11 protein-coding genes are annotated in these 13,334 nt (G+C 59.8%); 7 read left to right on the plus strand and 4 right to left on the minus strand.

Translation table 11 applies throughout. The features are described 5' to 3' along the window. Nucleotides 1-15: 15 nt before the first annotated feature. The 4 genes from J7447_RS30175 to J7447_RS30190 are packed head-to-tail and all read right to left on the minus strand — an operon-like array spanning nt 16 to nt 5,699. Nucleotides 16-1,452, minus strand: coding sequence for a mannitol dehydrogenase family protein (locus tag J7447_RS30175; RefSeq protein ID WP_209171736.1), 1,437 nt, complete (start codon nt 1,450-1,452; stop codon nt 16-18). Next, on the minus strand, nt 1,449-3,839 hold the full coding sequence (locus J7447_RS30180; RefSeq protein WP_209171737.1) for a TIM-barrel domain-containing protein: 2,391 nt from the start codon (nt 3,837-3,839) through the stop codon (nt 1,449-1,451). Before J7447_RS30180 ends, J7447_RS30175 begins: the two co-directional genes overlap by 4 nt. Nucleotides 3,840-3,847: 8 nt before the next feature. Beyond that, nucleotides 3,848-5,149: a TRAP transporter large permease gene (locus J7447_RS30185; protein ID WP_023000150.1), complete on the minus strand. Its 1,302-nt coding sequence runs from the start codon at nt 5,147-5,149 to the stop codon at nt 3,848-3,850. Between the two features lie 25 nt (nt 5,150-5,174). Continuing rightward, nucleotides 5,175-5,699, minus strand: coding sequence for a TRAP transporter small permease (locus tag J7447_RS30190; RefSeq protein WP_209171738.1), 525 nt, complete (start codon nt 5,697-5,699; stop codon nt 5,175-5,177). A 247-nt stretch (nt 5,700-5,946) separates the two neighbouring features. Between J7447_RS30190 and J7447_RS30195 the strand changes: the two genes are divergently transcribed. The 7 genes from J7447_RS30195 (at nt 5,947) to J7447_RS30225 (ending at nt 13,118) form a co-directional block, all read left to right on the plus strand. Next, complete coding sequence (locus J7447_RS30195; RefSeq protein WP_031269012.1) at nt 5,947-6,927, plus strand: TRAP transporter substrate-binding protein; 981 nt, start codon at nt 5,947-5,949, stop codon at nt 6,925-6,927. 40 nt (nt 6,928-6,967) lie between these two features. Beyond that, nucleotides 6,968-8,788 carry a glycoside hydrolase family 2 TIM barrel-domain containing protein gene (locus J7447_RS30200; protein WP_209171739.1) on the plus strand — a complete coding sequence of 607 codons (1,821 nt, stop codon included), beginning with the start codon at nt 6,968-6,970 and terminating at the stop codon, nt 8,786-8,788. Beyond that, entirely contained in the window at nt 8,785-9,525 is a 741-nt protein-coding gene (locus J7447_RS30205) for an FCD domain-containing protein (RefSeq protein WP_062486875.1), read from the plus strand. The genes J7447_RS30200 and J7447_RS30205 overlap by 4 nt, the downstream gene beginning before the upstream one ends. Nucleotides 9,526-9,605: 80 nt before the next feature. After that, entirely contained in the window at nt 9,606-10,787 is a 1,182-nt protein-coding gene (gene uxuA / locus J7447_RS30210) for a mannonate dehydratase (protein ID WP_206911101.1), read from the plus strand. A 117-nt stretch (nt 10,788-10,904) separates the two neighbouring features. Beyond that, on the plus strand, nt 10,905-11,303 hold the full coding sequence (locus J7447_RS30215; protein ID WP_209171740.1) for a dihydroneopterin aldolase: 399 nt from the start codon (nt 10,905-10,907) through the stop codon (nt 11,301-11,303). 99 nt (nt 11,304-11,402) lie between these two features. Further along, nucleotides 11,403-12,287: a dihydropteroate synthase gene (locus J7447_RS30220; protein ID WP_023000157.1), complete on the plus strand. Its 885-nt coding sequence runs from the start codon at nt 11,403-11,405 to the stop codon at nt 12,285-12,287. Nucleotides 12,288-12,362: 75 nt separating this feature from the next. After that, nucleotides 12,363-13,118 carry an SDR family oxidoreductase gene (locus J7447_RS30225; RefSeq protein WP_209171741.1) on the plus strand — a complete coding sequence of 252 codons (756 nt, stop codon included), beginning with the start codon at nt 12,363-12,365 and terminating at the stop codon, nt 13,116-13,118. Nucleotides 13,119-13,334 lie beyond the last annotated feature (216 nt).

The following is a 13,334-nucleotide window of genomic DNA, read 5'->3' on the forward strand; positions in this document are numbered from 1 at the left end:
CTCTTCCGCAGGTCTCTAGGCCTTCAGAACTGAGGCTATATCCGAGGTTTGCAGCCGTTGGTAAGCGGATCTGATTGTGCTGCTAAAGGCCGCTGATCCTGGCAGGTCGTCGCCGAAAACCTCCGAGAGCGACAGCATCCTGTCGACATACGCGTTGCCGTCCGTTTCCTGCACAATGGTGCCAATCCTTGCGGACAGGGGGTCGTTCAACGGCAGCGAGGCGCCCGTTCTTGAAACACCGCGGCAATAGAGCATCCATGCGGCAACGGCGAGTGCCGATAGCGGCCAGGGGCTGTTGCCCTTCAGATGTTGCCGGATCGGTGCCAACAGCCGTTGCGGCAGTTTCTGGCTGCCGTCAGAAGCGATCTGGGTGGTCTTGTGATGAAGCGCGGTGTTTTCAAACCGGGCAATCAGGGCTTCGGCATAGGCCTTGATATCGACACCGTCCGGCACGGACAGCGTCGGGGCCTGTTCGTTCAGCATCAGGGTGAGGGCTGCCTGCCGGAAGGCCGGATCGGCCATGCAGTCGGCAATCGTTTCCTTGTCTGCCAGCGCCCCAAGATAGGCGAGAAACGAATGGCTGCCGTTCAGCATCCGAAGTTTCATGTTTTCAAACGGCGCCACATCTTCAACGAATTCAGCACCTGCCAGATGCCAGTCCGGACGTGGGCCGGCAAACCGGTCTTCAATTACCCACTGGCGGAAGGTCTCGCACAGGATACCGTTCCGGTCGGCGTGACCTAGTGCGTCGTCAAGCGTTGCGAACGAACTGTCGGTCATTGCCGGTGTGATGCGATCGACCATGGAGCAGGGGAAAGTGCAATTGCCTTCGATCCATTCTGCCAAATCCGGGTTGAGCCGCGCGGCGAAATCCAGAACCGCACGGCGGCACAGCTCGCCGTTGGCGGGAAGATTGTCGCACGACAGGATCGTCAAACCGGCGAGACCTGCTGCCTGTCGCCGCCGCAGACCTTCCACCAGCACGCCGATGGCCGTGGAAGGGGCATCTGGCGTTGCAAGGTCCTGCCGGATGCCGGCGTTGTCTTCATCCAGCCTGCCGTCCTTCAGGCAATACCCTTTCTCGGTGATTGTCAGTGTGATCACGGCGAGATCCGGATCGGCGATCCGGTTCGGCAAGGCATCGACGCCATCACGCTTGGGGTGGACCGTCGCACAGATAGCGCCGACCTGGCGCAATGAGAGGTCGTCACCGGACATCTCGCCGACAGTGAAAAGTCCGTCCGCCTCGTCAAGACCGGTGAGTTCGTCCGCACCGGAGTTGAGCCGGGCAACCGCGACACCCCAGTCGCTTTTTATTCCGCGCAGCATCTCGTCGTGAAACACCAGAACATGTGCCTTGGCAAAGGCGCCAAAGCCGATGTGCAGCAGTCGGATGCGCAGCTTTGTCCGGTCGTAGTCGACCGTTTCAACCAAGTGACCGACGCTGCTCATGACTGGCTCACCGTGAAGTCGATTGTATCGCCCGTTTTTCGCTCGGTTCCGTTGGCGGTCAACGTGCCGGCACCGGCCAGCCAAAGGGTGACCTTGTCGAAGGCGGGTTGCCAGTTGCCGGATATTTGCCAATCCAGATGGACTGAGACCCCTGTCCGGGAGAGGCAAAGCCGGGTCAAACAGCTCTCGCCAGCCAGTGCGTCCACCGTGTCACCGTCATCGTCATAAAACTGCGAGTGCCTGTCCGATGTTTCTTCCGGCTGTGGGTAGATACGCCACGTGCGCAAGGTGTCGGAAGACGGTGTCGACCTCAGGTTTTCGGCTGCCATCGGCAGCACTGTACCGCCTCGAACGAACAGCGGAATGGTATCGAGAGCCACCGGAACGTCGACCATCTGGCCGCCTTCATACCAGTTGCTGCCGTCAAAGGCCCACCAGCCTTCTTCGTTGGCAGGCAGCGTGACGCGCCGCGACGTTGCGCCTTCCTCGACCACTGTCGCGACCAGAAGATCCCTGCCCAGCAGGAAGTCGAATTCAGCCTCCCGGCAGGCAGGGTCGTTCGGATAATCCAGGAACAGAGGCCGCAGCATCGGCTCGCCTTCGGTCACGGCACGGTGCAGCAGGCCGTAAAGATAAGGGATCAGCTGCGCCCGAAACTTCAGCGCGTTGCGTACGAGCGGCGTTATTTCCGGATACATCCAGGCTTCGTTGGCGGTGCCGTCGTCGTTCCAGGAATGGATCGTGAAACGCGGATGGAAAATGCCGTTCTGTACCCAGCGCAGGAACAGCTCCGGCTCCGGCCGCGGGCCGGCAAAGCCGCCGACATCGTGGCCGATGTTGTAGAAGCCGGAGAGGCTGAGGCCGAGGCCCATCGGAATGTTCCAGCGCAGCGTGTCCCAGCTGGTGAAATTGTCGCCCGTCCAGGTCTGGGCATAGCGTTGCGTGCCGGGGCAGGCGCAGCGGGAAATCAGATAGGGCCGCTTTTTCGGCTGGTGGGCAACCTGGGCCTCAAACGAGGCCCGTGTCATCAGCTGGCTGTGCAGCGGACGGATCAGATTGACCGGTATCGGTTTTCCGAAACCCGCGCAGACCGCTTCGTCGTCCCACACCTCATATTCGTTATTGTCGTTCCAGGTGCAGGGAATGCCCCTGGAAAAGAGCTTGTCCTTCAGGTTTTGTTGCCACCAGCGGACGGTGTCCTCGTTGGTAAAGTCAAGGTGTGAACCATAGCCGTCCCAGAAAGGTGACTGCTCGGGTGTGCCGGTTTCACTGTCGCGAATGAAGAGCCCGGCCTCGGCTGCTTCCTTGAATAGCGGGTGGTCGTCCAGAAGCACCGGCTTGATATTGGCGATGAGGTTGATGCCGGCCTCGGCATAGGCCCGGGTCATGGTCTCGACATCGGGGAAGCGGTCGGTGTTCCAATGGAACACGTAGCGCTTGCCCTTGATGGCTGTATAGCCCGACGACATCTGGAAACTGTCGCATGGCATGTCTTCTTCCGACAGCTTGCCAAGGAACTCCATCAGCCGTTCCTGTGCATTTTCGGAATCGGTATAGGCCATGGTCGAGCCGGAGTACCCAAGCCCCCACCGCGGCATGAAGGCGGTGCCGCCCGTCAGCCGGTGATGCTGCTTGACGATATCCAGAACGCTCGGTGCCCAGCTGAAGTAATAGTCAAGGTCACCATCGGCGGCGCGGAAGGCGCGGAAAGGCAGGTGGTAGTTGTCTTTCTCGTTGCCGAGGTCGAACCAGCAGGGAGCCAGCGTGTCGTAGTAGAGCCCGACTGCGCCGAGCCGGCCCCTGTCGGTGATGGTGAAGGGAATGTGCTTGTAGAGCGGGTCGGTGGTTTGCGCGTCGTAGCCCATGGCATCGAGATTGCGCATCTCGAAGCGCCTGCCGGTGCGCTCCAGACCACCGGCCTTTTCACCGAGACCGTAGTAACGCTCATCCGGGTTTCGCCGCATGAAATGATGATTGCGATGGTCGCGGCGCCCGATCATGTAGGCGTCCTGGGGCCGGTCGCGGGCGATCTCCTGCCAGGGTTCGCCGGCAGCGGGCCGGCTTTCCCAGACGAAGGCAAGCGGGGTATTGATGGTCAGGCGCAGGTTTTCCGTTTCCAAGACAAGCCTGCCGCCCTGCTCTTCCAGCATGAAGTCGGGGCAGGAAAAACCTGCGAGGTCGTCGCGCGCGCGGCCGTCGAACGGCACGTCGCCTTCCGGTGCGATGGCCCAGGTCCGGTCCAGACGATAGGTCCCGTCCTTCAGAAGAACAACGCGGATGAGCGCATTTTCGAGAACCTTGACCACCAGGCGGTGCCGGTTCTCGACTTCAAGTGCGATCCCGGCGCTGGAGCGGCCCAGGTAACGCCAGTTTTTGAGGGCTTTCATGACAGATCCTAGTAGCCGAGGAGAACGCGCGGCAGGAACAGGCTGAGGGCAGGCACGTAAGTGACCAGCAGCAGGAGAGCGACCAGCACCGCGTAGAAGCCGAGCATGGGTCTGAGTACCTGGCCGATCTTCACCCCGCCGACCGAGCAGCCGACAAAGAGTGCCGACCCCACCGGCGGTGTACAGATTCCGATACACAGGTTGAAGGTCATGACGACGCCGAAATGCACCGGGTCCATGCCGAGATCTTCCACCACCGGCAGGAAGATGGGGGTGAAGATCAGCAATGCGGGCGTCATGTCCATGAAGGTGCCAACCACAAGCAGCGCCAGGTTGATGATCAGCAGCAGGACGAGCGGATTTTCAGAAAGGCTCAGCAGCGTGTCGGAGATCGAATAGGGGATATCCGCAAAGGCCATCGCTTTCGACATGGCGATGGAACAGCCGATCATCAGCAGCACGATGGATGTTGTCACCGCGCTTTCCAGGATGATGCCCGGAAGTTCGCGCGGCGAGATTTCCCTGTACCAGATCACGCCCAGGAAGAGCGTATAGACAACTGCAACGGCTGAAGCTTCGGTTGCGGTGAAGATGCCGCCGATGATGCCGCCCATGACGATCACGATCAGGCCAAGTGGCAGCATGGCGTCCAGCGTCTTGGCGATAACTTCCTGGCCACTGGGCCGTTCGGCAACCGGGTATCCCCTGCGCTTGGCAATGATGCCGGCGACGACCATCAGGCTGAGCCCCATCAGGATGCCCGGAATGTATCCGGCAACGAACAGGGCCGCGATGGAGGTGCCGTTGGTAATCAGCGAATAGACGATGAAGGTTGCGCTCGGCGGGATCAAAAGGCCTGTCGGGCAGGAGGCGATGTTGACCGCCGCGCTGAACGCCGGATCGTAGCCTTCCTTCTTCTGAAGCGGAGACATCACACCGCCGACAGCGGCGGCCGAGGCAACGGCGGAGCCCGAGATGGAGCCGAACATCATGTTGGCGATGACGTTGCAGTGGGCAAGCGCGCCGGGCAGGCGGCCGGCCAGAACCTTGGCGAACTCGATCAGGCGCATGGCGATGCCGCCCCGGTTCATGATGTTGCCCGCCAGAATGAAGAACGGAATGGCCAGCAGGGTGAAGCTGTCGAGACCGGAGGCGACCTGCTGCGCGACGATATAGACCGACTGGTCGAACGACATGAACAGCAGGAAGGTGGCGAAAGCGGCAAGACCGATGGCGAAGGCGATCGGTACGCCCAGGATCATCAGAAAGGCGAATGTCCCGAACAGGACGAGGACAGATTGGATATCCATGAAGTTACTCGTTCCCGGTCAGGTTTCAGTCCAGAGGGCCGCCGACGCTGGCGGTACCTTTCTGTTCGTTCGGGCCGCGGCCAGTGCGAAAGAGGTCGGCCAGAAATGTCAGGCAGTAGTAGAGAATGCAGAGCCCGGAGAACGGGATCGCGATATAGACGAGGCCCATGGGGAGGCGCAGCGCCGGGGATACCTGTTGGGTTTCCAGCGTCCGGCTGACCAGGTCGAGCCCGCCGTAGACCATCACGACCCCTGCAAAGAGTGCGATGGCGGCAATGATGCCGACATTGACAAGAAGGCGCAGGATGCCGGTGGTGATGACGGGCAGCAGGTCGATGGCAAGGTGTCGTCGCTGGCCGAAGGTGTAAGCCCCGCCCAGCAGAGCAACCCAGATGAACAGGAAGCGGGCCATTTCATCTGTCACCGTGCTCGGGCTTTGCAGCACGTAGCGCGAGACGACCTGCCAGACGACACAGGCAACCAGGACGGCGAAGGCGATGGTGATGACGAGACGCAGGACCATGTCCACGCCTCTGGTGATGACTGTCACGATATTCCTCCCGCGCAGGCCTCGTTCTTGCCGCGGCAACAGGCGCGGCGTGGGCTCCGACACTTTAAGACATGCGTCAGGAAATTAAATTGGTCAACCAATTTTCCAAAAAAGGTTGACTGATTTTGAAAATTGGACGAACAATTCCTCATCCGCGGCGGTCTGGCCTTGCAAGTCCCGCGGCCAACCGATCCGTTCCGGCACGGAACGCAAGTCCTGCGGCCAAGGCTGCAATTGGGAGGAAATCATGTCGAAATTCGTTAAGCTGGCGGCTGTTCTTGCCGCGGGTGTCGTCGCTCTGGGTTCTGCCGCCAGCGCCAAGACGCTGCGCCTCAACCACAACAACCCGGAAGACCATCCGCTGCACAAGTCGATGCAGTTCATGGCCGAGCGCGTTGAAGAGCTGACAGACGGCGATCTGAAAATCCGCATCTATGCCAACGCCCAGCTTGGTACCCAGCGTGAATCCATGGAGCTGATGCAGAACGGTTCCCTGGACATGGCCCGTTCCAACGCATCCGAGCTGGAGGCCTTCGAGGAATCCTACGGTGCGCTCAACCTGCCCTACATCTTCGTCAGTGCCGACCACTACTACGATGTTCTGACCAATGACATCGGCGCGGACATTCTTGCCTCGTCCGAGGACAAGGGCTTCATCGGCCTTGCCTATTACATCGAGGGCGCACGTTCCTTCTACGCCAACAAGGCGATCCATTCCCCGGCCGACCTGAAAGGCATGAAGATCCGCGTTCAGCCGAGCCCGTCCGCCATTCGCATGGTTGAGCTGCTCGGTGCCAACCCGACCCCGATTGCCTGGGGCGAGCTTTACAGCGCCCTGCAGCAGGGTGTTGTCGATGGCGCTGAAAACAACCCGATCGCGCTTACTTCCGCCCGTCACGGCGAGGTTTCCAAGTTCTATTCCGACGACGGCCACACCATGATCCCGTCCGTCGTGATGATTTCCACCAGCTCCTGGAACGATCTGACCGACGAGCAGAAGGAAGCCATGCGCACGGCCGCACGTGAATCCATGGATTTCCACCGCGAGCAGTGGGATGCCATGAGTGCGGAAGCGGTCGAGACCGCGAAGAGCGAACTCGGTGTGGAATTCGTTGAAGTGGAAAAGGGCCCGTTCATCGAAGCGGTCCTGCCGATGCATGAGGAAGCGGCGGCCAAGTCTCCGGTCGTTGCCGACCTGATCAAGCGCATCAAGGCAGCTGCGCAATAACATCTGAAAACACCTGAAAGTCCCGCCGGAGACCTGACCGATGCTCGAACGCTCCCATCTCGCCGACAACGCCTTGCAGGCGCTGCATGACGAAGACTATGACGTGCCCTTCAACACGCAGTCCTTGTGTCATGACGGCCTGATCTTCATGGGTGGGCGGGCATCGGAAAGCCTTGATGGCGACTGGACTTTCTGTGTCGATCTGCTCGACACCGGCCTCCGGCAGAAATGGTTCGCCATGCTGCCGGAGGCGCCGGAAAACCGCACTGAACCCTGGGACTATGATCCCTACATGGGGGAAACGGTGCCGGTTCCGTCCAACTGGGCGATGATGAAGGAGAAGTGGTACTTCTTCGAAGGCAGTGCCTGGTACACGCGGGCTCTCGACATGGAGACGGTGGACAGTTCCAAGCGCCAGTTTCTGAGGTTCGGTGCCGCGAGCTATGACTGCAAGATCTTCCTGAACGGCGAGTTCCTTGGCAACCACTACGGTGCGTCGACACCTTTCTGCGTCGAGCTGACGGGCAAATTGAAGACCGGCCGCAACTGGATCATGGCCTGCGTCAACAACACCCGGACACGCGACCGGGTGCCGATGCGCAATACCGACTGGTTCAACTACGGTGGTCTCTATCGGGAAGTGTCATTCTTCGAAACACCGAAGACCCTTATCAAGGACTTCTTTCTTCACCTTGTGCCGGACGGCACATATTCCACGCTGCGAGCCGAAGTCACCGTCGACGGTGTGCCGGCTGGTGATGTGACGCTTTCCATTCCCGGGCTTGGCATCGAAAAAGAAATTGTGCTGGATGCGGACGGCAAGGGAACGCTCGACATTTCAACCCGGCCGCAGTTATGGAGCCCGGAAACGCCCGTCCTTTATGATGTCAGCGTCACCTGCGGCGAAGACCGTGTGTACGACCGGATCGGTTTTCGCCAGATCGAGCGCCGCGGCACGGATATTCTGCTGAACGGGGCGCCTCTGTTCCTTCGCGGGATTTCCGTCCACGAGGACGATGCAATCCTCGGCAAGGTGACAAATGAGGATGATTTGCGCCGCCGCTTTGCCCATGCGCGCGAACTGGGCTGCAACTATCTGCGTCTTGCACATTATCCGCATCACGAACGGGCGGCTCAGATTGCTGATGAACTCGGCTTTTTGCTGTGGGAGGAAATCCCGGTCTACTGGGCCATCGATTTTGCCAATCCGGCAACCTATCGCGATGCTGAAAACCAGTTGTCGGAACTGATCAAGCGGGATCGCAACCGGGCAAGTGTCGTCATCTGGTCCGTGGGAAACGAGAATCCTGACACGGATGCCCGGCTTACCTTCATGAAAGGCCTTGCCGAAACCTGCAAACGTCTCGACCCGACCCGCCTGACTTCCGCAGCCTGTCTGGTGAACCACGCCCGGAACCGGATCGAGGACAGGCTCGCGGCGCATATCGATATCATCGGCCTCAACGAATATTACGGCTGGTATGAAGAGAATTTCGATGACCTTGCCGCGATCGGGGAGAACTCGGACCCGGACCGTCCGGTGGTGATTTCGGAAACGGGTGCTGACGGCGTTATCGGTGAGAAAGGTCCGAAGTCTGGCCTCTTCAGCGAAGATTACATGGCCGAAGTCTATATCAGGCAGATCGCAACTCTGCGCGAACTTGGATATATCAAAGGCATGTCGCCGTGGATACTTTACGATTTTCGTGTTGAGCGGCGCCAAAATATTTTCCAGAACGGCTATAACCACAAGGGGCTGATTGCCGCCGACAAGAAAACCAAGAAAAAAGCATTCCATATCCTGGCCGACTATTATCGCGAGATTGCAGCTGCCGGGGAGGGTGCAAGGAAGGCCTCATGACCAGCGATGCTGCAAAGCGCCGGTACCAGGAAATTGCCGAACTTCTCGCAAGGCGTATCGAGGAGGAGGGCTACAGGCCCGGCGACAAGTTTCCGACCGAGCGACAGATTTCGGTCGAACTCGGTATCAGCCGCTCCCTGGTGCGCGAAGCTTTCATCGTTCTTGAAATCGAGGGCTATCTCGATGTGCGCAAGGGGTCCGGCAGCTATGTGGCCGCCGGCGAGAAGATTTCGCTTCATATTCCGAAAGCAGACTACGGCCCCTTCGAATTGCTGCAGGCCCGCCAACTCCTGGAAAGCAGCATTGCCGGCTTTGCCGCCAACACGATCACCAAAAGCGACATCATTCATCTGCGGGAGACGCTTGATCTGGAGCGCAGGGCGATCGAGCACGGTGAGGAAGATTACACCGCCGACCGGCAGTTCCACCGGCAGATCGCCGAAGCAACCCAGAACAGTGTTCTGGTGGACCAGGTGGAAGACCTCTGGAACAAGCGTGAAAACAGTTCCATGTGGGCTCGGCTGCATGACCGCATCTTCGATCTCAGCTACCGGGCCAAATGGCTGGATGATCACGCCGAAATTCTGGAGGCATTGCGCCACCGTAACTCCGAGAAGGCGCGCCTTGCCATGTGGCAGCACCTGGAAAACGTCCGCCTGACCCTGCTTGAGCTTTCCGACGTCGGCGACCCTGATTTCGACGGTTACCTTTATACCCCGGCACAGGCCGCGCCCTGAACGCCGGGCATCATGTGCGCCAGACGCAAGACCCCAAACACAAAACGCTGCAGCGATAACAACAAGAAAGACTTCAGGCGATGATCGAAAGCTGGCGCTGGTTCGGACCGCAGGACCCCATCTCCCTGAGGGATATCCGCCAGACAGGTGCACGCGGCATCGTCACCGCCCTGCATGACATTCCCAACGGCACCTTCTGGCCGGAAGAGGAAATCGCGTCCCGCCGCCGCATGATCGAGGCAGCCGGCCTGGAATGGGTCGTCACCGAGAGCATCCCGGTGCATGAGGACATCAAGACCGGGGCGCCCGGATGGGAAAAGTGGGCGGTAAACTGGGCGGAGACGGTTCGCGCCCTGGCGCGCCAGGGCATCAGGACGATCTGCTACAATTTCATGCCCGTGCTGGACTGGACCCGGACGGATCTCGACTACGAACTGGAAGACGGTGCAACCGCCCTGCGGTTCGAGTTCGCGGCCTATGCCGCTTTCGATCTGTTCATCCTGCAGCGGGAGGGCGCTGAGGCGGACTATGATGCTGCCGATATTGCGCTTGCCGAGGAACGCTTTGCCCGGATGTCCATCGAGGAGCGGGACAGGCTGACCGCCAATATCATTGCAGGACTGCCCGGTTCGGAAGAAAGCTACACGCTGGAGACATTCCGGGACCGCCTCGCGTCTTATCGCGGTATCGGCCGGGAAGAGCTTTTCCGGAACCTTCAGAACTTCCTTGAAATCGTCGTGCCGGCCGCCGAGGAGGAGGGTGCCGTCCTGGCCATCCATCCGGATGACCCGCCGAGGTCTCTCTTCGGTTTGCCGCGAATTGTCGGATCGCTCGGTGATCTGCAGCGAATTGCCGGCATGAACCCGTCAATGGCAAACGGCTTTACCGTCTGCTCCGGGTCGCTTGGTGTCAGTGCCGGCAACAATATTCCCGAAATCATCGATGCATTGGGTGAGCGGATCCATTTCGCCCATCTGAGGGCAACCAGGCGCGAGCAGGATCCCCGCAGTTTCCGCGAAGATGCGCATCTTGAGGGCGACGTCGATATGGTCGCCATCATTCGTGCACTGCGGCGCATGGAACGACAAACGGGTAAGTGGATCCCGATGCGGCCGGATCATGGGCATCGCATATTGAACGATCTCAGTGGAACCTCGACGCCCGGGTATCCGGCGATCGGCCGGTTGCGGGGACTGGCGGAGCTGCGCGGTGTGACCCGGGCGGTTGATATTCTGGACACAGTCGAAGCGGCGGCTGAATAGGTCATTCGGGCAAGGCAACAACCTTGACCGGGCGCGGTATCCGATTACATCCATCTGCTGAGAAACTTCACGGCAATGGCGATGGCACCGGTCATGCCCGAGATCCCGGAGACCTGAATGGAAAAGAATGTCGATACCCTTGAAGAGGACGGGCACGATGTCATCCTCATCGAAGGACTGAAAGTCGCGACGCAGATCGGCATTCTGGACAGCGAGAAAAACCGGACACAAACCGTCTGCTTCGATATCGAAATGCAGACCGTTACCGGCTATCGCCGGATTGTGCGCGAAACGGGTGCGTTTGTTTCCTATGCCGACGCGGTCGAATTCATCCTGCAGAAGGCTGCCTCCGGCGGTCATATCGACCTGGTCGAGGATTGGGCTGAAGCCGTTGCGGATTTCGTTTTGACGAATGAGCTGGTTGAAGGCGTCAGCGTGAAGGTCACCAAGCCGGACATCTTTGAGGAAGCCGGGGGTGTCGGCATTCGCATCAAGCGCCGCCGGCCGTCCCGTTGACCTTGCCCTCTCACCGCATTTTCCTATCTGCCCTGAAACCTGCCTGATCCCGCCCGGCATTTCCGGGCAAGAGGTTCGACACCGGGAGCCCCGCCTCACATGATTTCCGCCGATCGCCTGCTGCCTCTCTGGCTCAAATATCGCGATGCTCTCGAAGCACCGATCCGAACCTTCGAATTTGAAAAGTTCGGCCGGCGGTTCGAGGACCGCACCTATCAGATGGGCGTCCTGAACCTGTCACCGGACAGCACCTATCGCGAAACGGTCTGCCATACCTTCGAAGCGGCGCTTTATCGTGGTCGGCGCATGACGCTGGAGGGGGCGGCGATGGTTGACATCGGCGCGGAGTCGACCGGCGAGACTGCGGACATCGTCGCGGCCGAGCGGCAGATCGACCGCATGCGTCCGGTCGTAAAGGCTCTTGCCGACGAAGGCATTCTTGTTTCCGTTGAAACCTATCATCCGGAAGTGGGCGTCGCCCTGCTGGAGGCCGGAGCAGGAGTGGTCAATCTTACGGGACGCGTTGACGACCCGGCCTTCTACGAGGCGATTGCGAAGCATCAAGCAGGTATTGTTTTGTGTTACACGCCGGGCAAGAACGCCCGTTCCGACGATTACCTGCCGCCGGCTGAAGATATCTTCGATCACCAGCTCACATTCTTCCGCGAGAGGGTCCATCTGGCCACGGAAGCCGGGATCGAGCGGCTGTGGGTTGACCCCGGCTTCGGCTTTGCGCTGCACTTGCCAGACGGGCCGGACCGGATCCGGTATCAGACCGACAGTATTCTCCAGTCGTTCCGCCTGCGGGAACTCGGTTGGCCGGTGACCGTGCAGTTGACCGGGGCAGTGTATCTGTTCCGTGATGAAGTTCGGGTGGCGCAGACCAGCGCGGCAACTCTGGCCGTCATGTCGAGGGCAAACCTGGTGCGCAGCCATGAAGTGCCACGCGTGCAGCCGGTCCTGAACCTGCAAGATTTTGCCTGAGGCGCAGGCCGCTTCCTAGAGTCTGCTTCTTGAGAAGCAAGCCGAGACAAACCCGAGCCAACCGGAGGAGTGCATATGGCAACCGACAGGATCGCACTGGTGACAGGGGCCGGCAAACGGCTCGGCAAGGCCATCGCCAGGGGGCTGGCGAATGAGGGTTATGCCATGGGCCTGCATTACAACTCTTCTGCCGAGGGTGCGCAGGAGCTTCATGACGAGATTATCGCCGAGGGCGGCAAGGCCGCACTCTTGCGGAAAGACCTGAGCCGGCCGGAAACGGCCGGTGGCCTGATCGAGGACGCGGCCGCTGCACTGGGTGGACCGGTCGAGGTGCTGGTGAATTCCGCATCCGCATTCAACACAGACAGCTTGTCTGACCTGACGATCGATACCTGGCAGTTCCTGATGAACGTCAATGCGGCCGCGCCGGTATTCCTGATGCAGGCATTCGCCAACCAGGATCCCTTGCCGGAAGGCGGCGCGATCGTGAACATGCTCGACACCCAGATGCTGTCGGCGTCCCCGGAACGGTTCAGCTATTTTTGCGGAAAGTTTGCGCTCGACGGGGCGACCCGTCTGGCGGCCTACGATCTGGGACCCAGGGGCATTCGCGTGAATGCGGTCGCTCCGGGCCTGATCCTGCCGAGTGACCAGACCCAGGAAAACTTTGACGCTAGGCAGAAGCTGACGCCAATGGGGCCGGGCCTCGGGCCTGATGATGTGGTTGATGCGGTGATCTATCTGGTTGGGGCCAAACAGGTGACCGGACACACGCTGGTGGTGGATGCCGGGCAGCGGCTGATGGGCTTCGGAAACGCGCCAATCGGATGAAATTGAGGAAATCCTTGGGATTTCATGGTTAGCGAATGGTTAATATCCACTGCCACGAAAGTGGGGCGAATTTTCTTTCAAAAAAAATCAAAACCGGTGTTGACGGGTTGGGTTGGTCTGCGTATAACCCGGTTCATCGACGGCGGCAACGTCGCTGGCGACAGGGTTTTGTGACCTTAATTCCAGAAAATTGGTCCTAGTGGCCGGGCTTGATGG

The sequence above is a fragment of the Labrenzia sp. R5_0 genome, assembly GCF_017743835.1.
Lineage (GTDB): Bacteria > Pseudomonadota > Alphaproteobacteria > Rhizobiales > Stappiaceae > Roseibium > Roseibium algicola.